The organism is Actinomycetospora lemnae, from assembly GCF_028737315.1.
Lineage (GTDB): Bacteria > Actinomycetota > Actinomycetes > Mycobacteriales > Pseudonocardiaceae > Actinomycetospora > Actinomycetospora lemnae.
Map to the genome: position 1 here is coordinate 13577 of NZ_JAQZAO010000007.1, position 21255 is coordinate 34831.

The following is a 21255-nucleotide window of genomic DNA, read 5'->3' on the forward strand; positions in this document are numbered from 1 at the left end:
CCGTACGTGACGACCGACCGGGGCGACCGGCACCGCGCGCCTGCCGGGGTCGCGGCCCTCGCCGAGGCGACCCCTGCGACGCGCGACCGGCTGGTCGACGCGGTGCGCGCGGCGGCGATCGTCGTGGTGGTCCTGTGGCACTGGGTGGGGTCGCTGACCCACCGCGGCCCGGACGGCGTGGTCGTCATGCCGAACCCGGTCGACGCCGTACCGCTGGGGTGGGCGGCGACGTGGGTGCTGCAGGTGATGCCGGCCTTCTTCGTCGTCGGGGGGTTCGCGAACCTGGCCGGGTGGGACGCGGCCGGGCGGCGGGCCGGGGTGTTCCTGCGGCGCCGGGGGCGCCGGCTGCTGGCGCCGGTGGCGGTGTGGGTGGGTGCGTGGGCCGTCGTCGAGGGCGTCGCGACGGCGGCCGGGGCGTCGACGCCGCTGGTGGCCCGGTTCCCGGGCGTGCTGACGCCGTTGTGGTTCGTCGGGGTCTACGCGCTGGTCACGGCCCTGGTGCCGGTGACGGCGGGGTGGCACCGGCGGGCGCCCGGGGGGACGCTCGTCGCGCTGGTGGTCGTGACCGCTGTGCTCGAGGCGCTCCGGGCCGCCCTGCCGATCCTCGGGTGGCTCTCGTCGGCGCTGGTGTGGGTGCTCGTCCACCAGATCGGCTACCTCTGGCGGGACCACGGGCGGGTCCCGCGCGGGGTGGGCGTGGCGGTCGCCGGGGTGGGGCTCGGGCTGCTCGTCGTGCTGACGGGTGCGCTCGGCTACCCGCGGTCGATGGTCGGGGCGAACCTGTGGCCGACGACGCCGGCGGTCGTCGCCCTGGGCATGCTGCAGCTCGGGCTCGCGCTGCTCGTCGCGCCCGCCGCCGACCGGCTGCTGCGCCGGCGCCGACCGTGGCGGTGGGTCGTGGCGGTCAACGCGACGGCGCTGACGCTGTTCGTGTGGCACATGACGGCCTTCGCCGCGGTGTTCCTCGTGGTGGAGCGCCTGGGCGCGGCGCCGGGCGGGGTGCCCGACGCGGGGTGGCTGCTCGCCCGCCCGTTCTGGCTGGCGGCGCCGGCGGTGGTGCTGTTCGTCCTCGTGGCGGCGTTTCGGCGGGCAGAGCTGCGGTAGGCGGCAGCGGGAGCTCCTCGGCCGCTGCCCGCGCGGCGTCCTCGGTGGGGAAGCTGTCGAGCAGGAGCTGCGCCTGGCCCGTCGCCTCCCACGTCATCCCGTGGTCGTCGCCCTGGGCTGCCGGTCCCAGGGCGCGCCCCGCGGACACGATCAGGACTCGTGGGGCCAGTTGAGGGTCGTCGACCGGTGCGGGTCCCGGAGAACCCGCTCCAGCTCCGCGAGCCAATCGCGCATCTTCCAGCCCTCGGCTTCCGGGGCGTAATCGAGTCCGAAGCGATGGACGACCTGCAGCGTGTCGGCCTCACCGGCGGTGCCGTCGAGGATTCGACGGACTTCAGCGGCGGCTTCCATCCGCTGCTCGGGCGACGACTCTCGACAGAACGCCCTGACCGTCTCCTCCGGTGTCCCGTGCTCCTCCTGGAAGTCCTGGTGGAAGTAGGCACCGAAGAGCGTCCACAGCTCGCTCCACTCCTCGGCCTGCGGGTCGATGTCCACGATCTCTCCTACGGTCGCGGGTAGGACGTCAGGATGCGGTAGCCGTCCGGCATCGCGACGTCACGGACGAGGACCACGCGGGAGACCGTGGCGTCGGTGACGTCTCCGAGCCCAGCAGCGGTCCTCGGTGCCAGACGACCGATGGGCTCGTCGTGCGCCAACTCGAATCGTCCCGGTCTCCTGGGATCGCTCTGGAGCCATCGGTCGATCGCGGCTCGGTTGGCGGCGATGTTCTCGTGGACGGCGCGCTCGGCGGTCTGCCGGTCGGTGTAGGTCGACACGGCGCCCGGCCGGTCCATGCTGGCCTGGCGGTCGAGCAGATCCTGGTCGCTCGCGCCGACGTGGGCGCGGCTCGGGTCGAGGGTGTGCCCACCCGCGTCCTCGTGCCGCTGGAGCCCGCCCCCGGGCGCGAGGGGTGTGTGATCGCCCGGCGCGGGGTCGGGCGCGAGGTCGCGGAGGCGACCGAGCTTGCCGAGCCCCTTGCCGCCCAGGGCGGCGGCGATGACGCCCGGGCTGCGGCCGACGGCCTCGTCCAGGCCGCCGGTCTGGTACGAGTCGACGACCGGCGCAACGGTGCCCTGGACCATCGTCCCGACGGCGCCGAGCGGGTCGGTCACGGCCGCCTGGGTGGTCTCCCAGGTGCCCTTCCACGTGTCCCCGAAGCCGGGGTCGAAGACGTCTACGTGGTCGAGGACGCCACCGACGGTGTTCGCGACCTCGTCGACGACGTCCCCGCCGGCCTTGACCAGCCCGTCCCACGCGTTGCCGTCGGGTGGCGCGGCGGCCGGCGCGGTGGGGGACAGGCCGGCCAGGACCGCCCCGGCGGCGTCGAGGGCCCGCGCCGCGTCCTCGGCCGCGGTCCGCGCCCGGTCCTCCGCCGAGGTCATGATCGCGGCGCCGTCGGTGATCGCGACCCGGCCGGACTCCCGCGCCGCGTCCGCCGGCGCGCCCGACCCCGCGCCGACGAGCAGCGCCTGGCCCTGCAGCGCCATCCGCTCGCCCTCGAGCCAGTCCTGCTGCGCCCGGCGGAGCTCGGCGGCGAACGCGCGCAGCGGCCCGACGGCGGCGCGGACGGCGCCGGCGGTGGTGCGGCTGCCGGTGGCGGCCGTGCCGACGGCCGTTGCGGCGAGCACCGCGGCGGACCCCGACCACGTGGCCGTCGCGGCCCGACCGTGCGCCGCCACGGCGTCGCCGACCGTGGCGAGGTCCTGCGCGGCGCGGTCGAGGGCGTCGGCGGCGACCTCGACGGCCGCCGGGTCACCCGGCACCCCGGGCATCAGGGCCCGCCGAGGCCGGGCAGCACGACGGCAGGTCCGGGGGCGGCGCCCGGTCGACCCAGCCCGCCCGCGGCGCCCACGTCGTCGGTGACGTAGGTGGTCGCCGAGCCCTCGAGGGACGCCGCGGCCTCGCTCACCCGCCCCGACACCGCGCGGACCGCGCCGTCCAGCCCCTGCCCGAACCGCGCCGCCGCCGTCCCCAGCGGCTCCACCCCGCACGCCCCGGCTGCGGAGGTCGCGGCGGCGGACGCCACCCGGCCCGCCCTGGCCAGCGCCTCCGCGTCGCCGCGCAGGGCGACCGCGCCGGCGCGCAGCTCGTCGGGGCTGACGTCGAACCCCTCGCCCGGTGCGGTCACGCGGCCCCCGTCCGATCACGTCGTCGATCGGAGAGTGGCAGAGGCACGCGGCCCGTAGGGCGCGTTCGGAGGAAGTCGGGGGCGCGGTCGCGCTACCCCGCGTCCGCGCGCTCGTCGAGCCCGAAGTGCTCGCTGAGCCAGTCCACGCACTCGTGGATGAAGCGCACGCGGTTCTCGGTGCGCTGGATCTCGTGGCCCTCGTCGTCGAAGAGCAGGTAGCGGAAGGGCACGCCGGCGGCCTTGGCCCCGTGCACGGCGAGCTCGGCCTCGTGGACGGGCACGTTGGTGTCCCACTTGCCGTGCACGACGAGCAGGGGCGCGCGCAGGTGCTCCATGCGGTGCACCGGGGAGAGCTCGCGCAGCAGGTTGCGGTCGTGGATCGGGTGGCCGTACTCGCCGACCGCGGCGTCGGCGATCCACGGCTCGGTGCGGGCGAAGAAGGTCTCGAAGTCGGCCATCCCGCACACGTCGATGCCGACGGCGAAGAGCTCGGGGTGGTTCACCAGCGCCGCGAGCGTCAGGTAGCCGCCGTAGGAGCGGCCCATGACGCCGACGCGGTCGGGGTCGGCGACCCCGCTGTCGACGAGGTGCTCGACGCACGTGGCCACGTCACGGATCGCCGCGAAGCGCCCGGCGCCGTTGTCGGCGTTGACGAAGGAGCGTCCGAACCCCGAGGAACCGCGGACGTTCGCGGCGTACACGGCGATCCCACGGGCGAGGATGTGCTGGTAGAGCGGGGTGAAGACCGGGCGCTCCTGCGCCTCGGGCCCGCCGTGCAGGAAGATCACCGTCGGCAGCGGCCCGGCGTGGCCCCGCGGGCGGTAGAGCCAGCCGGGCAGGCGCAGGCCGTCCGGGGTGGCGACGACCTCGAGCGTCGGGTGCACCAGCTGCCCCGGCGACCACCGGGGCTCCTCCTGCGGACAGATCAGCGCCGTGGTGTCCGAGGACAGCTCGTGGCACCACACGGCCGCCGGCACATCGGGGGACTGGATGCCCATGACCAACGAGTCGCTGTCGTGGCTGAACACGGCGTGGGTCACGACGTCGCCGGGCGGGGCGTAGGACGAGCACTTGCCGGCGGCGATGTCGAGCAGGTCGACCTCGCTGCGCCCCTCGACGTTCCACACGAGCGCGGCGAGCGAGGCGTCCTCGGTGAGCGCGAAGCGCTCGAGGTCGGCGTCGGTGCGCTCGGCGAGGACCTCGGGGGTCATCGGGCGCGCGTCGGTGGCGACGTCGACGCGGACCAGCGCTGCCCGCTCGCGTCCGCCGTCGGTGAGCAGGTACATCTGCGTGCCGTCGGGGCAGAAGCGGCCGGCGACGACGCTGGAGTTCCAGGTGATGGCCACCGAGTGCTCGACGGCGCCCGGGGGCCCGCCGGGGCCGCGGTTGCTGTCGATCTCGTGCCAACCCTCGGTGCCGTCGAGGTCCACGATCCCGACGTGGCGGGAGCCCCGCCGGCCGCGGCGCAGCAGCACGCGGCGGCGGTCCCGGCTGACGTCGAGGATCTGCAGGGCGTGCCCGGACCCGACGCGCTGGCGCTGCCCGGTGTCGGCGTCGACCAGCCAGGCCGTCGTCGTCTCGACGTCGGACTCGGTGATCGCGAGCACGGACCCGGTGTGCGTGAAGCGGTCGAGGGTGACCGCGCCGCGGTCGGCGTCGCCGACACCGCGCACGGGCCTCAGATCGCTCCCGTCGGGCCGCACGATCGCGACGTTGGTGCGCTCGCCGCCGTCCGGGGCCGTCTCGATCGCGAGCCAGGCGCCGTCGGGGGACCAGCGCACGGTGGAGACGAGGTCGTCGCCCGTGTCGAGGGACCACTCCTCACCGGTCGCGCGCCGGTGCAGGCGGACCTGCGGGCGCCCGTCGCCATCCCAGACGAAGGCGATCGCGGTGCCGTCGGGGGAGGGGCTGGGTGACCAGCAACGCGTGGCGCTGATCCACTCGTCCACCGCCCCGGGCCCTCCTCCAGTCGCGCACGATCCGCCGTCGTCGGGCACCGTACCCAGCGCGCGACTAGGTGATGCCGTGGGCCTGCAGCCACATCTCCAACAGTGCGACCTGCCACAGGGCGTTGGCCCCGAGGTTGGTCCGGCCGGAGTTCGGGTCGTCGAGCATCTCGGTGACGGCCTCCGGGCGGAAGAGCCCGCGCGACCTGGCCGCCGGGTCGCTCAGCGCGCCCCGCACGCGTTCGAGGACCGGCCCCGAGAGCTGCCGGATCGCCGGCACCGGGAAGTAGCCCTTCTTCCGGTCGATGATCTCGTCGGGCAGCACGCCGCGGGCCGCGGCCTTGAGCACGCCCTTGCCGCCGTCGGCGAGCTTGTACTCCGGCGGGCACGCGCCCATCGTCTCGACGAACTCGTGGTCGAGGAACGGCACGCGCGCCTCGAGGCCCCAGGCCATGGTCATGTTGTCGACGCGCTTCACCGGGTCGTCGACCAGCATGATCGTGGTGTCGAGGCGCAGGGCCGCGTCGACGGCGGAGTCCGCGCCGGGCCGGCCGAAGTGCTCGGCGACGAACGCGCGACTGACGTCGTCGTCGACCAGCGCCTCGGCGGTCAGGAGCTGGGCGACCTCGCTGTGCGGGCGGTCGAAGAACGCCTTCTGGTACGCGTCGAGGGCGCCGTCGCGCGGGATGCCGGCCAGCGGCGGGTACCAGTCGTAGCCGCCGAGGATCTCGTCCGCGCCCTGCCCGGACTGCACGACCTTGATCGACTTCGAGACCTCGCGCGAGAGCAGGTAGAAGGCGACGACGTCGTGGCTGACCATCGGCTCGGCCATCGCCGCGACCGCGCCCTCCAGCGCGTCGTCGGTCTCGTGCTTGGGCACCGTGAACCGCGTGTGGTCGGTGCCGTAGGTCTTCGCGACGAGGTCGGAGTAGTCGAACTCGTCGCCCCGCTCGCCGGCCTCGGACTCGAAGCCGATCGAGAACGTCTTGAGGTCCTTCTGGCCCATCTCGGCGAGCAGGGCCACGACGATCGACGAGTCGATGCCGCCGGAGAGCAGCACGCCGACCGGGACGTCGGCGACCATGCGCCGTTCGACAGCGGTGCGCAGCGAGGCGAGCGCGGTCTCCGCCCACTCCTGCTCGGTCTTCTCGCCGTGGCGCGTGAACTGCGGGGTCCAGTACAGCCAGTCGTCGGTGCCGCCGTCGGGGGAGACCGTGCGGACCGTCGCGGGCGGCAGCTTGCGGACGCCCTGCAGGATCGTGCGCGGCGCGGGCACCACCGAGTGGAAGCTCATGTAGTGGTGCAGGGCGACGCGGTCGACGTCGGTGTTGAGCCCGCCGCCCGCGAGCAGCGCCGGCAGCGACGACGCGAAGCGCAGCGCGCCGGGCACCTGCGCGACGTAGAGCGGCTTGATGCCCAGCCGGTCGCGGCCGAGGACGAGCTCGCCGGTGCGCCGGTCGGCGACGGCGAACGCGAACATGCCCTTGAAGTGCTCGACGCAGGCCTTCCCCCAGCGGTGGAAGGCCTTGAGCAGCACCTCGGTGTCCGAGGTCGAGAAGAACCGGTAGCCCTCGGCGTGCAGCTCCTCGCGGAGCTGCTTGTAGTTGTAGATGATGCCGTTGAACACGGCGGTCAGGCCGAGCTCGGAGTCGACCATCGGCTGGGCGCCGGTCTCCGACAGGTCGATGATCTTCAGCCGCTGGTGGGCGAGGGCCAGGGGCCCGTGCCCGACCACACCCCAGCCGTCGGGTCCGCGGGGCTCGAGGACCTGGGCCATGTCGAGGACCGCCCCGACCTCGGCCGCCCGGCCGTCGAAGCGGAACTCACCGGCGATGCCGCACAAACTCTGCCTCCTCCGGTCACCCGCGCCGTCAGCGCAGGATCCAGGTGTCCTTCGACCCGCCACCCCGCGAGGAGTTGACCACGAGCGAGTCGGCGGGCGCGACCCGTGTCAACGGGGTCGGGAGCACGGTGGGGGTCGGCGCGAGGACGACGAACGCCCTCAGGTCGACGACCCGCGGCTCCAGCGCCGCGCCCGTGAACGTGGGGTGCGTGGAGATTCGGATGGTCTCCTGGGCGACGAAGCCGTTCGGGTCCGCGCGCACCGCCGCCGCGGCCTCCTCGAGCTCCCGCTCCTGCGCGTGGGGCCCGATGATGATCCCCTGCCCGCCGTAGCCGTCGACCGGCTTGAGGACGAGCTCGGACAGGTGCTCGAGGACGTACTCGCGCTGCTCCGGTTCGGCGCACGACCAGGTCGGGACGGCCGCGAGCGTCGCCTTCTCGCCCAGGTAGTACTCGGTGAGGGCGGAGATGAAGGGGTAGACGCCCTTGTCGTCGACGAGCCCGTTGCCCGGCGCGTTCGCGAGGGTCAGGCGTCCGGTGCGCACGGCGTCCTGGATCGGCTCGCCGAGGCGGACACCGCTCGCGTCGGTGGCCTCGAACAGGACCTCCTCGTCGATGCGCCGGTAGACGACGTCGACGGGGCGCCCGCTCTCCGCGATGGTGATCATCCCGGCGGCCGCGCGGAGCTCGCCCGGCGTGAGCAACGGCACGCCCATCTCCTCGGCGAGCATGCGGTGCTCGAAGTACGCGGCGTCGCTCGGCCCCTCGGTGACGACGGCCAGCACCGGGTTGCTCCCCGCGGCCGGCGGCGCGCACGCCAGCAGCGCGTCGCGCAGCATCGCCGGGCCGTCGTCGGCGTCGAGGACGCCGTTCGGGGCCTGCAGCTCGGGCAGCACGCTGCGCACCACGCGACGGTCGGCCATGGCGAACCCGATGCCCGACGGGATGCGCAGGTTGTCCTCGAGGACCTTCCACTCGCCCTCGCCGTCGCAGACGAGGTCCAGGCCGCTGACCAGCGCCCGCACCGCGCCGGGGTGCAGGTTCATCGCGGCCTCGTGCGGACGGGGCAGCCAGCGCAGCGCGCCCTCGGGCAGCACCCCGTCGCGCAGACACGCGCGCTCGCCGTGCAGGTCCTGCAGCAGCGCCTCGCACGTCCGCGCCCGCTGGACCAGGCCCTCGGTGAGCGTCGTCCACTCGCCGGCGGTGATCAGTCGGGGCACGAGGTCGAGCGGGAAGAGCCGCTCGGCGTCGTCGGACTGCGGGAAGAACATGCCGCGGGCGCGCTGCTCGGCGTCGCGGCTCTTCTCGTGCACCAGCAGCCCGGACGGCCCGATCCGCTCGAGGGTGGACACGAGCCACGAGTACGCCGGGCGCACGGTGCCGTCCTCGGCGACGGCCTCGTCGTACCCGGGCGAGGCGTAGTCGGCGAGCATCACCGGGGCGACGGTCGCCGAGACCGGCGCGTCGACCGGCGAGTCCGGGGCGCCGCGGGTCTCGGCGACGAGCATGTCGACGACGGCCTCGAGGTTGCCGCTGCGGTTGGCGCGCTGCCGCTGCCGCGCGGCCCAGCTGCCCCGGGCGAGCGCCTCGAGGGCCAGCTCCTCGACGACCGCGCGGTCGCCGGCCTCCTCGAGGTCGTCGGCGAGGTGGGCGAGCATGAGGCGCACCGCCCGCGACGGCGGCACGAGCTCGCGGCCCGGCACGTCGACGAGGTCGCCCTCGAGGCCCGAGCGCGCCGCTCGCCAGCTCGCGGCGCGCAGCAGCTCGGAGCGGTACTGCGGCGTCGGACGGCCCTCGAGGTGGGCGCGCACCCCGTGGCGCACGAGCGCGCGCGACAGCCCGGCGAGGAGCACGACGCCGTCGACGCTCGGGCTCGCGTCGCAGATGCGGACCTCGACCGTGTCCTGGTGCGCCGAGGGCCGCATGTCGAAATAGACCATGCCGGGGTCGGACATGGTCCCGGAGGCGAGCAGGTCGGCGATGAGCGCGTCGTACTCGGCGGCGTCGCGCAGGGGCGCCGGCGGACCGGCGGTGGGCCAGCGGTGCCAGGCGAGGGTGCGCGAGCTCGCGTAGCCGGTGTCCTCGCTCTTCCAGAACGGCGAGCTCGCCGAGAGCGCGAGCAGGATCGGCAGCCACGGCGCGCTGTGCTGCATCACGGTGATCGCCGCGTCCCGGTCGGGGACGTCGACGTGCACCTGGGTGCCGCAGATCTGCTGCTCGAAGGCGAGCACCTGGTACTCGTCGCGCATCCGCTCGTAGCGCGGCGAGGGCGTGATGCCCTCGGCGGAGCCGTCGATCAGCGGGACGCTGCCGGCGCCGACGACACCCAGGCCGTGGTCGTCGGCGATGTTCGCGAGCATCCCGCGCAGCCGCACCAGGTCGGTGCGCAGGTCGGCGAGGTCGGAGGTCGGCGCGGAGTTGGTCTCGATGATCGAGGGCTTGAGCTCGGCGGCGAACGCCCCTTGGACACCGTCGTCGAGCGCCTGCAGCTCGTCGAGCATCTCGGGCACGCGCGGCACGGCCGAGCGCGTCTCGAGGTCGACGAGGTGGAACTCCTCCTCGACACCCATGACGACCTCGTGCGCGGGGGCCAGCCGATGGTCCGACGAACGCCTTGCCATAGCGGGCCAACCTACGATCGATGTGTCACGGCGATGTTTCCGAGCGCGTCCCCACTACCCCCGCGGCGGTCCGCATCACACCTGACAGACTGCGCGGGTGCGCGTCTTCCTCGGATCGGACCACGCGGGTTTCGAGCTCAAGGCCCACCTGCTGCGCGAACTGGCGCAGGCGGGGCACGACGTCGTCGACGTCGGGCCGGCCGAGTTCGATCCGAACGACGACTATCCGCCGTACTGCGTCGAGACCGGTCGCCGGACCGTCGCCGAGCAGGGCGCCCGGGGCGTCGTCATCGGCGGGTCGGGCAACGGCGAGCAGATCGCGGCGAACAAGGTGCCCGGCTGCCGCGCCGCGCTGGCCTGGAGCGTCGAGACCGCGCAGCTCGCCCGCAAGCACAACGACGCGCAGGTGGTCGCCGTGGGCGCGCGGATGCACAGCCTCGAGCAGGCCACCGAGATCGTGACCGCGTTCCTCGCCACCGGGTTCGAGGGCGGCCGCCACCAGCGGCGCATCGCCATGCTCACCGCCTACGAGCAGACGGGCGAGCCCCCGGCGCTGCCGCAGGACTGAGGGCACCGGCCGCGGGGTAGGCACGCCGGGTGCCCGAAGGCCACACCATCCGCCGTCTCGCGAGCACGCACACGCGGCGGTTCGTCGGGCACGAGGTCGCGGTGTCGTCGCCGCAGGGTCGCTTCGCCCGCGACGCCGAGCTCGTCGACGGCCGGGTGCTGCGCGCCGCCGACGCCCACGGCAAGCACCTGTTCCACGTCTACGCCGACGACCTCGTCGTCCACGTGCACCTCGGGCTCTACGGCAAGTTCTCCACGCACCGCGGCGACGTGACGCCCCCGCGCGGGCAGGTGCGCATGCGCATGGTCGGTCCGACGCACTGGGCCGACCTGCGCGGTCCGATCGCCTGCGAGGTGCTCACCGAGGGCGAGGTCGACGGCCTGCGCTCTCGCCTGGGCGCCGATCCCTTGCGCGACGACGCCGACCCCGAGACCGCCTGGGCCCGCATCTCCCGCTCGCGCGCGCCGCTGGCGACGTTGCTCATGGACCAGTCGGTGATCGCCGGCGTCGGCAACGTCTATCGCGCCGAGGTCCTCTTCCGGCACGGCCTCGACCCGCTGCTGCCCGGCCGCGAGCTCGGGCGGGAGCGGTGGGAGGCGGTGTGGGGCGACCTCGTGGCGCTCCTCGCCGACGGCGTGCGCCGCGGCGCGATCGACACCGTGCGTCCCGAGCACCGCTCCTGTGATCACGCGCACGACCAGCCGCACGGTCGCAGCTGTGGCCGTGAGGTGTACGTGTACCGCCGCACGGGCCAGCCGTGCCGCGTCTGCGGCACCGAGGTCTCGAAGCGCACGCACGCGAGTCGCAACCTGTTCTGGTGCGCTCGATGCCAGTCCGCGACCTGACCGTTACGTTTCGCGCCCCGCGACCGATGCGTCACTCAGGAGGGTGACGCGTGCCCCGTCCGGGGTGGGGGTCCGGGACGCGCGTCGTCCGATCGAGTTGACTGTGTCCGGGTCGTACGGCCCGACGAGGGAGGTGGGCGTGGCCCGGGAGAGGCAGCGGACCGGGGCTCGATCCACCGAGGGTCGCCCGCGTCGCCCGCGGTGGCAGCTGACCACCCGCTCGCGGTTCTCGGTCCTGCTCGGTGTCGCGGGCCTCGCGGTGGCCGGCGTGCAGCTCGTGATGCTCAGCGATCCGCCGACCGTCGTGCAGCTCGTCGTCGTCGCCTTCTGGAGCCTCGTGGGCTTCGGGTACCTCTGCTCCGCAGCCGCCCAGCAGCTCTTCGCGCGACGCAAGCCCGCGCCGGCTCCCGTCGCCGCGGCGCCGGTCGAGGAGATCGTGCCGGTGCCGGTGCGCCCGGCCCGGCCCCGGCCGCGGCGGGAGGAGGCCGGTGCGGCCCCTCGTGGTGACGGGGAGCAGCCCGATCGTCCCGAGCCGGCGGCGACGCGCGATCGAGCGCGGACCGAGGCGGTGCGGCCGCCTGCTCCGGCGTCCTCCGCGGCGGCTCCCACGTCGGGCCCGCCCCGGCCGGCCGCGTCAGGAGCCCCGGTGTCGGCGGAGGCCGGCGGGTCCACGCGGGTCGCGATCCGGTCCAAGCGGCCGGCCTCCGCGGCGACCGCGGTGACGCCGTCCACGACCACGGCCACGTCGGCGCCCACCACGACGTCCACCACGTCCACCACGACGTCCACCACGACCTCGGTCGCGACCCCGCGCGCTGCCGCGCACCGCGGTGCGCCGACGCGCCCGGGTACCGGCCCGGCACCCGCGCCCACCGCCGCGGTGCCCGCCGCCGCGGTGCCCGCCGCGCCGCACCCGCCGAGACCGGCCGGGACGCCGCCCCGGACCCCGGCCCCCTCCGTCGCCCCGACGATGGCCCCGTCCGTGCCCCCGTCCGTGCCCCCGTCCGTGCCCCCGGCGGCTGGCGCGTCCGCTGCCCCGCCCTCGCCGGCCCGGCCCGCCGCGCAGGCGCCCCGCGCGGGGCGTCCGGCACCCGCCGCCACGCCCTTCGCCGAGGACCGCACCGACGCCTTCCGCGTCCGGTCCGCTCCCGCGCGGCGGGCCGCACGGCACGACGCCGACGGGACGGCCCTGGCCGGGCTGGACAGCTTCGCCTCGGCACTGTCGTTCGGTGCGCCGAGCGCGGGCGGCGCGACCGGCCGGTCGCGCCGGTACAGCCCGACCGGCGAGCACCCGGCGGTCGACCCGCTCGCGGCGCCCCCCGACCCCGCGCCGGCGCCGCGGACGTCGTCGCCGTTGTCGGGCCCGCTGCCCACCGCGCCGGCCACCCCGTCGGCCACCCCGTCGGCCACCCGCAGCCGCCACGCCGCCGACGACACCCCGCCGCCCCGGCGGGCCCGGCACGCGGCCGACGTCGAGGACCCGGTGGCGGCGCGCCGCGGCCGGCCCGGGCCGAACGCGGGGCGCCACGCGACCCCGGCCGGCACCCCGGGCTCGGGACGGTAGCCTCGCGGGTGCCCGATCCGTCCCCTTCGTGAGGAACGTGATGACCGAGCCCGCCGAGCGCACCGACCCCACCGAGGGCGCCTCCGAGCCCGGGGTGACCACGCACCGGCCCTGGATCCGCGTCGTCACGATCGTCGTCCTCGCGGTGTTCGTGCTGGCGACCCTGGTGAGCGCGCTCGCCCTGTAGGCAGGATCGCGGGCGTGGACCCCGACGAGCTGCTCGCCCGCATGCGGGAGGTCTGCCTCGCGCTGCCCGAGGCGACCGAGAAGGTCAGCCACGGCTCGCCGTCGTGGTTCGTGCGCAGGATGTTCGCGAGCTGGGTCCCGTACCACCACGGGGACGAGCACCTCGCGATCTGGGTGGCCGCGCCCGAGGGCGCCCAGCAGGACATGGTCGACGCCGAGCCCGCCCGCTTCTTCGTGCCGCCCTACGTCGGGCACCGGGGCTGGCTCGGCCTGCGCCTCGACGTCGAGCCGGGCGGGCCGGACTGGGACGAGGTCCGCGGGGTCGTCACCGACGCCTACCGCTGCGTGGCCCCGAAGCGGCTGGTCGCGCAGCTCGACCCGACGGCTTGACCTCGACCTTGCTCGAGGTCACACCCTGTCCGTCATGAGCACCGACCTGCCGCCCCTGCCCGACGACGCGACGCGGGTGCTGGCCGTCGCCGCCCACCCCGACGACCTCGAGTACGGCACCGCCGCCGCGGTCGCCCGGTGGACCGCCGAGGGGAAGGACGTGTCGTACCTGCTGGTCACGCGCGGCGAGGCCGGCATCCACGACCTCCCGCCGGCGAAGGCCGCCGTCGTGCGCGAGGACGAGGAACGCCGCAGCGCGGCCGCGGTCGGGGTGCGCGACGTGCGCTTCCTCGACGACCACCGCGACGGCGTCGTCGTCGAGGGCCCGGCACTGCGCCGCGACATCGCGCGGGAGATCCGCCGGGTGCGCCCGGAGCTTGTCGTCGTCAACAGCCACCACGAGACGTTCGGGCCGGGCCTGTGGAACAGCGCCGACCACCGGGCGGTCGGGCGCGCGACGATCGACGCCGTCGGCGACGCGGGCAACCGCTGGATCTTCCCCGAGCTCGTCGACGAGGGCTTCGAGCCGTGGCCGGGAGTGCGGCACGTCGCGGTGGCCGCGTCGACGCAGCCGACCCACGTCGTCGACGTGACGGGGTACCGGGAGGCCGCGATCGCCTCGCTCGCCGAGCACGCGACCTACCTCGCGGCCCTCGACCCGCGCCCGGTCGCCGAGCAGGCCCGCGAGGTCGTGGTGATGACGACGGGGGGCGACGGCCCGCCGCGCGTGGCGTTCGAGGTCTTCGGCTGACCGTCAGCCCGGGAACAGGCCCTGCGCCACGCGCCCGTCGGCGGGGGAGGCGGGGGACGGGGGTGTCGTCGGCGGGGTCGGCGGACCGGCCGCGGCGAGGGCCGGCAGCACCCCGCGGGCGTGGCCGTCCGCGTTCGGGCCGCCGGCGAGGAGCGCCTCGCTGTCGGTGAGGGAGGTCAGCCAGGGCGCGGTCGAGCAGACGCCGTGCCCGGCGAACGCCGGGCGGACGTCGACGAAGCGCAGGCCGGCGGCGGTGACCCGGCCGGCGAGCACGGCGTCGAGCCGGTCGACGGCGTCGTCGATGCGGGCCGCGCGGGCGGCGTCGGCGGGTCCCTGGGGACAGGCCCTGCCCTCGGCGAGGTGGGGGTAGCCGGTGACGGTCACCGCGGCGCGGGGCGCGCGGGCGCGGATGTCGCGCAGCGCGGCGTCGAGGGCGCCCGGCAGGGTCCGCAGGGCGCGGTCGAAGCGGCCCAGGGCGGTGTCGCAACGTGCCGGCGTGCCGGCCGAGGAGCACGCGGCGGCGAGCGCGCCGAGGCCGGTGGCGTCGGCGCCGACGGTCGCGGTGACGATCTCGGTGGTGGGGGTGAGCGAGGTGAACTGGCCGTTGCCGCCGCCGGTGGACGACGAGCACGCGCGCGAGGTCCACGACGTCTCCGCGGCGGCGCGCGCGAGCAGCGGGGGATAGGCGACGCCGCTGCGCCGGCAGGTGCCCGACGCGGCCTCGACCACGCCGGCCGCGGTCCCGGCGGCCCAGGAGTCGCCGAGCGCGACCCGCCGGTTGCCGTCGCCGCCGCTGGTCGGGCTGCCCGCGACCGCGGTCCCGGCGCCCAGCGTGAGCGCCGTCGCCACCAGCGCCGCGACCACCACCGACCGACAGCCCATCCCCGCCCCCGATCACCGTCACGATCACGCCGTCCGACGGCGGTCAGTGTCGGTGTCGACGCCCACAGGAGGCAGGGCCGTCACGCCATCGAGGTGGCGCCACCACCCACACGGGGTGCGCTGCGCGCAGGTGAGCAGAAAGAAGTGCTCCAGCACTCCTTTCTGCTCACGAGCGCGGAGCGCACTAGGCGGCGGTGCGGGCGAGGTCGAGGGTGGCGAGGTACCAGTCGAGGAACGCCTCCACCGACGCCTCGACCACCGGCGAGAGCGGGCCCGGGCGGTAGCCGCGCGAGGCGATGCCGGCGTAGTTCTTCTCGCACAGCACCCAGTCCTGCTCCGAGGTCGCGCGCCACACCGCGGCGAGGGCGTCGGTGTCGACCGTCGCGTCGCGGTCGACGAGGAAGCAGAGCTCGACGTCGGTGGTCGCGGCGTCGATCGGGGTCAGACGCGTGGTCACCGCGTAGTCGGCGTTGGCGTGTGCCCACAGGTTGGGCAGCGAGATCACCCGCAGGCTGCCGACGTCGGGGTCGGTCAGCGTCCCCATCGGCGGGGCGAGCGGGCGGCCGTCGAGGGTCTCGGACAGGAAGCCGTCGCGCAGGGGCAGCCGCGCGATCCGGTAGGGGGCACCGCCGGGGAAGTTGACGTCCTCGCCGGGCAGGCCCTGCGCGGTCCAGCGGGTGCGCGCGGCGGCGAGCGCGCGGTCGTAGCGCGGATTGGTGCGCACGTCGCCGTTGACACCGACGTCGAAGTTCGACAGCGAGAACTCGGGGTGGCTGCCGGCGCAGTGGTAGCACTCGCGATTGTTCTCGACGAGCGTCTTCCAGTTCGCGGCGACGCGGTAGTGCTCGCGCACGGCGATGCGGGCGTCGGCGAGCCCGTGCGGGCCGAGGCGGGGCTCGAGCGCTTCCGCGAAGGGACCGAAGTCCGGCGGATCGTCGGCCAGGCACACGAACACCAGCCCGGCGGTCTCGCGGACGGCCACGGGCGCGAGCCGGTAGGACGACGTCGCGAAGCAGTCGCCCATGAGCCGCGCCGAGCGCAGCGTCCCGTCCAGGGCGTAGACCCACTGGTGGTACGGGCAGACGAACGCCTTGACCTGCCCGCGGTCGTCGGGCGCGACGCGCGAGCCGCGGTGGGCGCACACGTCGTGGTGGGCGTGCAGCGCACCGCCCTGACCGCCCTCGCCGCGCACGACGATGACGCGGTCGCGCCCGACGTCGACGGTGAGGTAGCGGCCGGGCGCGTCGAGCTCGGCGGTGTGCCCGGCGAAGAGCCACTGCCCGGCGAAGACCCGGTCGAGGTCGGCGGCGTAGACGTCCGGGTCGGTGTAGGCCGCCTGCGGCAGCGACCAGCCCGGCGTGCGGGAGACGAGATCAGACATGGAAGGCACGTCCCCAGCTCGGGTCGGTCAGCGCGGGGCGGTCGAGGGCGAACGTGCCGATGGGGTGCCGGGTGGTCCCCGTCGTCGCGAGGTCGGCGGCGATCCGGCCGAGCAGCGACGCGAACTTGAACGCGTGCCCGGCCCCGACGAGGACGCTGACGCGCGTGCCGGGCAGCGTGTCGACGACGTAGTGCTGGTCGGGCGGGATCGTGTAGAGGCAGGTCTTCGTGGAGAGCTCGGGGCCGCCGAAGCCGGGCAGGTGCTCGGCGAGGAAGGCCTCCTGGCGCTTCTGGCGCAGCGGGTCGGGGTCGTAGGTGCGGGTGTCGGCGGTGACCTCGTGCCCGCCCATGTGCTGCCCGAGCTTCGTCGCGACCTCGCCGTGGACGGGGAAGCCGTAGAAGTTGTCGCCGCCGTGCCACATGAACACCGGGAAGCGCTCGGGGGAGAAGTCGAGCAGGTTCGGCGTCGCGTAGTAGGTGACCTGCTCCTGGGTGACGGTCAGCGGGATCGACGTCAGACCGTCGAGCACCTCGTTGGTGCGCGCGTCGGCGGCGACGACGACGTGCTCGGCGAGCACCACCTCGTCGTCGAGGACGACCTCGACGTGCCCACCGGCGGGGCGCAGGGCCCGCACGGGGCTGTGCTCGCGGATCTCCGCGCCGTGCCCGCGGGCGAGGGCGACGTGGGTGGCGTTGGCCCGCCGGGCGTCGACGATGCCCGTGCGCCGCTGGTAGAAGGCCTCCTCGGTGCCCGCGAGGTGGAACTGCGGCCAGCGGCGCTGGACCCCGCGCGCGTCGAGCAGCTCGAAGTCGACGCCGTGCCGGTCGGCCACCGCGGCGTAGCCGCCGATGTCGCGGCCGCCGGTGGTCAGGCCCTGCCGGGCGTCGACGTCCTCGATGACGAGCCCGCCGGTCTCGGTGACGAGGGTCTGTCCGGAGACGCGCTCGACGTCGCGCCAGGTGGCGTAGGCGGCGGGCGCGAGGGCCGCGTAGGCGTCCTGGTGCTGGGCGTAGCGGATGATCCGCGAGTGGTCCTCGCTCGCGCCGTGGTGGTGGCCGAGGGCGTGGCGCTCGAGGGCGAGCACGCGGCCGCCGGCGGCGCGGGAGAGCCAGTAGGTGGCGGCGGCGCCGAGGCCGCCGACGCCGACGACGACGAGGCGTGGTTCGCGGGGACTGGGCACGGTGATCACTCCGGGTCTGCTCTCGGATGTGCCCTCACCATCGCGGGTCACCGGCGCCCGTGGTGCGGATCCGCGATCACCCTCGCCACTGGTGTCATCAGGTCTGCCTTATCGATCGCGCGTCGGGGCAGGATCACGGGATGGACGTCGAGCTGCGGCAGCTGCGGGTGTTCCTCACCGTGGCCTCCGAGCTGCACTTCAGCCGGGCGGCCCGGCGCCTGCACGTCAGCCAGCCCGCGCTCTCCCAGCAGATCCGCTCGCTGGAGAAGGCGCTCGGCGCCGCGCTGTTCGACCGCTCGAGCCGCGCCACCGAGCTGACCCCGGCCGGGCGGGTGCTGCTCGACGCCGCGCCGCGGGTGCTGTTCGAGGCCGAGCGGGCGCAGTCGCTCGTGGCGCAGGCGGCGGACGGGGCGGTCGGGCTGCTCGTGGTGGGCTCGGTCGGGACGGCGCTCGCCTCGATCACCCCGCGCATCCTGCGGGCGATGCGCGCCGAGTTCCCCGACCTGCAGCTCGAGGTCTCCCAGCAGGACACCGCCGCCCAGCTCGTGGCGATCGCCGACGGGCGCCTCGACGTCGGCCTCGTGCGCGCCGCCCCGCCGACCGCGACCGTGGCCGTCGAGCACCTCGTCTCGGAGCCGCTGCTCGCCGCCCTGCCCGGCGACCACCCGCTCGCCGAGCTCGAGGAGATCACGCCGGAGGCGCTCGCCGACGAGCCGTTCGTGCTCTGGCCCCGGCCGCTGGGGATGGCGTTCTTCGACATCATCACGAGCTACTGCCGCGACCACGGCTTCAGCCCGCGCATCGTCGCCGAGGGCGCGGACATCGAGACCCAGCTCGGCCTCGTCGCCGCGGGCCTCGGGGTGTCGCTGCAGCCCGCGTACTACGCGAACCTCCGCCCGCCGGGCGTGGTGTTCCGGCCGCTGTCGGGCGACGTGCCGATGGTGGCGCTGCAGGTGGCCTGGCGCCGCACCGACCGCTCGCCCGCCGTGGCCCACTTCGTCGACGCGGCCCGCGCCCTGGGTACGTGAGCACTTTCCACGGCTATAGCCGTGGAAAGTGCTCACGAGGGGGTCACCAGGACACGTGCTCGCCGTCCTGGAGGAACGAGCCGGAGGGAAAGGAGCCGGGGGAGCGGACGACGTCGACGATGCCCCGCGCGCCATCGGCGACCGGGCGCCCGCCCGCGCCGCCCATGTCGGTGGCGGTCCAGCCGGGCGAGACGGCGTGCACCGCGATCCCGTCGCGGGTCAGGGCGTCGGCGAACACGCGGGTCAGCGCGTTGATCCCGGCCTTCGACACGCTGTAGGCCGGCGACGTCGCCCCCATCCGCGCCAGCGACCCGAGCCCGCTCGTCACGTTGACGATCACCGGGTCGCGGCCCGCGCGCAGCAGCGGCGCGCACGCCTGGCTCAGCCGCCACGGCGCGAGCACGTTGGTGCGCCAGGCACCGTCGGCGACCGCGAGGTCCTCGGTGACCGGGTCGGCGCCGCTGTCGAAGTTGATCGCCGCGTTGTTCACCAGCGCGTCGAGCCGGCCGTGGCGCCGGTCGATCGCCTCGACCGCGGCCTGCACCGACTCCGGCTCGGTGACGTCGAGGGTCAGCGGCCAGGCCGCGTCGCCGAGCTCCTTCGCGGTCGACGCGGCGGCCTCCGCGTCGCGGGCCGCGCACAACACCGTCGCGCCCGCCGCCACCAGCTGCCGCGCGATCTCGACGCCGAGCCCGCGGCCCGCACCGGTCACGAGGACGATCCGCTCGTCTGCACTCATGGGAGGGGGATAGCCGCTCGGGACCTCACGGACACGAAACGGCAGTCCGCTCCCACTTCGCGTACGGTCGGGTTCCCGACGACGGGAGCGACGATGACCACCACCATCCCGCGGCACATGCAGCGCGACCGGTTCGCGCCGGTCCCCGAGACGCAGGCGGCCCGCGACGAGGACGGCTTCCCGGCGATCCGGACGGCGTTCGGCACGACCGCCCGTCTGGTGACGCGGTACGCCGACGTCCGCGAGGTCCTCGGCGACGCCGAGCGCTTCTCCAACGCCGGCCTGCCCCGCCTGCCCACCCCCGACGGCGAGAACGCGCGCGCCGGCAACCTGCTCGCCACCGACCCGCCGGAGCACACGCGGCTGCGCCGGCTGCTCACCGGTGAGTTCACGGTCAAGCGCATCCGGCGCCTGGAGCCGCGCATCACCGAGATCGTCGACGAGCACCTCGACGCGATGGAGCAGGCCGGCCCCCCGGCAGACCTCGTCAGCGCGTTCGCCCTGCCGGTGCCCAGCCTCGTCATCTGCGAGCTGCTCGGGGTCCCGTACGCCGACCGCCACGAGTTCCAGGACCGCGCCACGCGGCAGATCGACCTGAGCCGCTCGCTGGAGGAGCGCGGGCGGGTGGCCGCCGAGTCCCGCGCCTACATGGGCGAGCTCGTCGACCGCGCCTTCGCCGCCCCGGGCGACGACATGCTCGGGATGCTCGTGCGCGAGCACGGCGACGACCTCACCCGCGCCGAGCTCATCGGCATCGCCTCGCTGCTGCTCATCGCCGGGCACGAGACCACCGCCAACATGCTCGGGCTCGGCACGCTGGCCCTGCTGCGCGCGCCCGACCAGCTCGTCCGCGTGCGCGACGAGCCCGGCGCCGTCGCCCCGGCGATCGAGGAGCTGCTGCGGTTCCTGTCCGTCGTGCACTCGGGCATCCCGCGCACCGCCCGCCACGACACGACGGTCGGCGGCACCCCCGTCGCAGCGGGCGACCTGCTCGTGCTCTCGCTGCCGTCGGCCAACCGCGACCCCGCCGCCGTCGAGCGCCCCGACGAGCTCGACGTCACCCGGGCGATCGCCCCGCACGTGGCGTTCGGGCACGGGGTGCACCATTGCCTCGGCGCGCCGCTGGCGCGGGCGGAGATGGCGGTCGCGTTCCCCGCGCTGCTGCGACGCTTCCCGGACCTCGCGCTGGGCATCCCGTTCGAGGACGTCGAGTTCCGTTCGGCCACCGTCGTGCACGGGCTGCGCGCGCTGCCCGTGACCTGGTGACCACCACCCCTTCGACCACCACCTGAGGGAGAACCATGAGGATCCAGGCCGACCGCGACGTCTGCATCGGCGCCGGCAACTGCGTGCTCGCCGCCGAGGACGTCTTCGACCAGGACGACGACGCCCTGGTCGTGGTGCTGCAGGAGCACCCCGCGCCCGGGCAGGAGGCCGAGGTCCGCAACGCCGTCGCCCAGTGCCCGTCGGGGGCGCTCGCGCTCGTCGAGGACTGAGGCGCCCGTCGCCGGGTTAGGCTGACGCGGATGTCCGCGCCGTCCGATCCGGTGGCACGTCCGCTGCGCGCGGACGCGGCGCGCAACCACGCCGCGATCCTCGCCGCGGCCCGGGCCGCGCTGGAGGCCGGCGGGCCGGACGTGGCGCTCGAGGAGGTCGCCCGGCGCGCGGGGGTGGCGCCGTCCACGCTCTACCGCCGCTTCGCCGGGCGCGACGAGCTCGTCGCCGCGGTGCTGGAGGACTACGTCGCCGAGTCCGTCGAGCCACTGCTCGCGCGCGCCGCCGCCGTCGACGACCCGTGGGCGGCACTGACCGGCGTCCTCGAGGGTCTCGTCGACGGCGTCACCCGCCACCGCGGGCTGCTCGCCGCCGCCAAGGCCACCGGGGCGTTCACCCCGGAGCTCGCCGCCCGCACCCTCGCGCCGCTGGGCGAGCTGCTGCGCCGCGGGCAGGCGGCCGGCGTGGTGCGCGCCGACCTCGTGCCCGAGGACCTGCCCGTCGTCGTGCACATGGCCGTCGTCACCGCCGAGCACGACGCCCGGCGCTGGCGGCGCTACCTGCACCTGCTGCTCGACGGGATGGCCGCCCGCCGCGCGTGACCCG

The 21255-nt window shown here is 75.3% G+C and carries 21 protein-coding genes; 11 read left to right on the plus strand and 10 right to left on the minus strand.

Translation table 11 applies throughout. The features are described 5' to 3' along the window. Positions 1–6 precede the first annotated feature (6 nt). Complete coding sequence (locus PGB27_RS16655; protein ID WP_274201507.1) at positions 7–1104, plus strand: acyltransferase family protein; 1098 nt, start codon at positions 7–9, stop codon at positions 1102–1104. Between the two features lie 150 nt (positions 1105–1254). Here PGB27_RS16655 and PGB27_RS16660 read toward each other — a convergent pair whose 3' ends face one another. The 6 genes from PGB27_RS16660 to PGB27_RS16685 form a co-directional block, all read right to left on the minus strand. Beyond that, positions 1255–1599, minus strand: coding sequence for a contact-dependent growth inhibition system immunity protein (locus tag PGB27_RS16660; RefSeq protein WP_274201508.1), 345 nt, complete (start codon positions 1597–1599; stop codon positions 1255–1257). Positions 1600–1607: 8 nt separating this feature from the next. Continuing rightward, a complete protein-coding gene (locus tag PGB27_RS16665; protein WP_274201509.1) occupies positions 1608–2867 on the minus strand; it encodes an RNase A-like domain-containing protein in 1260 nt (419 codons plus the stop codon). An 8-nt stretch (positions 2868–2875) separates the two neighbouring features. Then, positions 2876–3232, minus strand: a complete 357-nt coding sequence (locus PGB27_RS16670; protein WP_274201510.1) for a hypothetical protein — start codon at positions 3230–3232, stop codon at positions 2876–2878. A gap of 92 nt (positions 3233–3324) precedes the next feature. Continuing rightward, a complete protein-coding gene (locus PGB27_RS16675) occupies positions 3325–5181 on the minus strand; it encodes a prolyl oligopeptidase family serine peptidase (protein ID WP_274201511.1) in 1857 nt (618 codons plus the stop codon). Positions 5182–5245: 64 nt separating this feature from the next. Continuing rightward, the gene (locus PGB27_RS16680; RefSeq protein WP_274201512.1) at positions 5246–7021 is read right to left on the minus strand and encodes an N-acetylglutaminylglutamine amidotransferase; all 1776 of its coding nucleotides are present in this window, start codon (positions 7019–7021) and stop codon (positions 5246–5248) included. Positions 7022–7049: 28 nt separating this feature from the next. Continuing rightward, positions 7050–9590, minus strand: coding sequence for a glutamate--cysteine ligase (locus PGB27_RS16685; protein WP_274201513.1), 2541 nt, complete (start codon positions 9588–9590; stop codon positions 7050–7052). 148 nt (positions 9591–9738) lie between these two features. Between PGB27_RS16685 and PGB27_RS16690 the strand changes: the two genes are divergently transcribed. From PGB27_RS16690 to PGB27_RS16715, 6 genes are all read left to right on the plus strand, one after another. Further along, positions 9739–10209: a ribose-5-phosphate isomerase gene (locus PGB27_RS16690; protein ID WP_274201514.1), complete on the plus strand. Its 471-nt coding sequence runs from the start codon at positions 9739–9741 to the stop codon at positions 10207–10209. A gap of 29 nt (positions 10210–10238) precedes the next feature. Continuing rightward, on the plus strand, positions 10239–11054 hold the full coding sequence (locus tag PGB27_RS16695; RefSeq protein ID WP_274201515.1) for an Fpg/Nei family DNA glycosylase: 816 nt from the start codon (positions 10239–10241) through the stop codon (positions 11052–11054). A 139-nt stretch (positions 11055–11193) separates the two neighbouring features. Further along, positions 11194–12618, plus strand: a complete 1425-nt coding sequence (locus PGB27_RS16700; protein ID WP_274201516.1) for a hypothetical protein — start codon at positions 11194–11196, stop codon at positions 12616–12618. A 40-nt stretch (positions 12619–12658) separates the two neighbouring features. Beyond that, the gene (locus PGB27_RS16705; protein WP_274201517.1) at positions 12659–12805 is read left to right on the plus strand and encodes a hypothetical protein; all 147 of its coding nucleotides are present in this window, start codon (positions 12659–12661) and stop codon (positions 12803–12805) included. A 14-nt stretch (positions 12806–12819) separates the two neighbouring features. Then, positions 12820–13194: an MmcQ/YjbR family DNA-binding protein gene (locus PGB27_RS16710; protein WP_408630083.1), complete on the plus strand. Its 375-nt coding sequence runs from the start codon at positions 12820–12822 to the stop codon at positions 13192–13194. 34 nt (positions 13195–13228) lie between these two features. Then, complete coding sequence (locus PGB27_RS16715) at positions 13229–13945, plus strand: PIG-L deacetylase family protein (RefSeq protein WP_274201518.1); 717 nt, start codon at positions 13229–13231, stop codon at positions 13943–13945. Positions 13946–13948: 3 nt separating this feature from the next. Here PGB27_RS16715 and PGB27_RS16720 read toward each other — a convergent pair whose 3' ends face one another. From PGB27_RS16720 to solA, 3 genes are all read right to left on the minus strand, one after another. Continuing rightward, positions 13949–14827 carry a GDSL-type esterase/lipase family protein gene (locus PGB27_RS16720; RefSeq protein ID WP_274201519.1) on the minus strand — a complete coding sequence of 293 codons (879 nt, stop codon included), beginning with the start codon at positions 14825–14827 and terminating at the stop codon, positions 13949–13951. Positions 14828–15011: 184 nt separating this feature from the next. Next, positions 15012–16208, minus strand: coding sequence for an aromatic ring-hydroxylating oxygenase subunit alpha (locus PGB27_RS16725; RefSeq protein WP_274201520.1), 1197 nt, complete (start codon positions 16206–16208; stop codon positions 15012–15014). After that, positions 16201–17388: an N-methyl-L-tryptophan oxidase gene (gene solA, locus PGB27_RS16730; RefSeq protein WP_274201521.1), complete on the minus strand. Its 1188-nt coding sequence runs from the start codon at positions 17386–17388 to the stop codon at positions 16201–16203. The genes PGB27_RS16725 and solA overlap by 8 nt, the downstream gene beginning before the upstream one ends. A 140-nt stretch (positions 17389–17528) precedes the next feature. Between solA and PGB27_RS16735 the strand changes: the two genes are divergently transcribed. Continuing rightward, positions 17529–18416 carry a LysR family transcriptional regulator gene (locus PGB27_RS16735; RefSeq protein WP_274201522.1) on the plus strand — a complete coding sequence of 296 codons (888 nt, stop codon included), beginning with the start codon at positions 17529–17531 and terminating at the stop codon, positions 18414–18416. Between the two features lie 43 nt (positions 18417–18459). Here the strand turns inward: PGB27_RS16735 and PGB27_RS16740 are convergent, their stop codons facing one another. Then, positions 18460–19155 (minus strand): SDR family NAD(P)-dependent oxidoreductase, encoded by a 696-nt coding sequence (locus PGB27_RS16740; RefSeq protein ID WP_274201523.1) that lies wholly within the window; start codon positions 19153–19155, stop codon positions 18460–18462. Positions 19156–19248: 93 nt separating this feature from the next. Between PGB27_RS16740 and PGB27_RS16745 the strand changes: the two genes are divergently transcribed. From PGB27_RS16745 to PGB27_RS16755, 3 genes are read left to right on the plus strand one after another with little or no spacing between them, the layout of a single operon-like run. Then, positions 19249–20421, plus strand: coding sequence for a cytochrome P450 (locus tag PGB27_RS16745; protein ID WP_274201524.1), 1173 nt, complete (start codon positions 19249–19251; stop codon positions 20419–20421). Between the two features lie 35 nt (positions 20422–20456). Next, complete coding sequence (locus PGB27_RS16750; RefSeq protein ID WP_274201525.1) at positions 20457–20651, plus strand: ferredoxin; 195 nt, start codon at positions 20457–20459, stop codon at positions 20649–20651. Positions 20652–20681: 30 nt separating this feature from the next. Next, the gene (locus PGB27_RS16755) at positions 20682–21251 is read left to right on the plus strand and encodes a TetR/AcrR family transcriptional regulator (RefSeq protein WP_274201526.1); all 570 of its coding nucleotides are present in this window, start codon (positions 20682–20684) and stop codon (positions 21249–21251) included. Positions 21252–21255: the final 4 nt, after the last annotated feature.

Excerpts from the sequence above, each read along its gene's own strand:
- PGB27_RS16735 (WP_274201522.1), top strand. The coding sequence starts at position 17,529 with ATGGACGTCGAGCTGCGGCAGCTGCGGGTGTTCCTCACCGTGGCCTCC.
- PGB27_RS16750 (WP_274201525.1), top strand. The coding sequence starts at position 20,457 with ATGAGGATCCAGGCCGACCGCGACGTCTGCATCGGCGCCGGCAACTGC.
- PGB27_RS16720 (WP_274201519.1), bottom strand. The coding sequence starts at position 14,827 with ATGGGCTGTCGGTCGGTGGTGGTCGCGGCGCTGGTGGCGACGGCGCTC.
- PGB27_RS16705 (WP_274201517.1), top strand. The coding sequence starts at position 12,659 with ATGACCGAGCCCGCCGAGCGCACCGACCCCACCGAGGGCGCCTCCGAG.
- PGB27_RS16685 (WP_274201513.1), bottom strand. The coding sequence starts at position 9,590 with ATGGGTGTCGAGGAGGAGTTCCACCTCGTCGACCTCGAGACGCGCTCG.
- PGB27_RS16715 (WP_274201518.1), top strand. The coding sequence starts at position 13,229 with ATGAGCACCGACCTGCCGCCCCTGCCCGACGACGCGACGCGGGTGCTG.
- PGB27_RS16755 (WP_274201526.1), top strand. The coding sequence starts at position 20,682 with ATGTCCGCGCCGTCCGATCCGGTGGCACGTCCGCTGCGCGCGGACGCG.
- PGB27_RS16740 (WP_274201523.1), bottom strand. The coding sequence starts at position 19,155 with ATGAGTGCAGACGAGCGGATCGTCCTCGTGACCGGTGCGGGCCGCGGG.
- PGB27_RS16725 (WP_274201520.1), bottom strand. The coding sequence starts at position 16,208 with ATGTCTGATCTCGTCTCCCGCACGCCGGGCTGGTCGCTGCCGCAGGCG.
- PGB27_RS16745 (WP_274201524.1), top strand. The coding sequence starts at position 19,249 with ATGACCACCACCATCCCGCGGCACATGCAGCGCGACCGGTTCGCGCCG.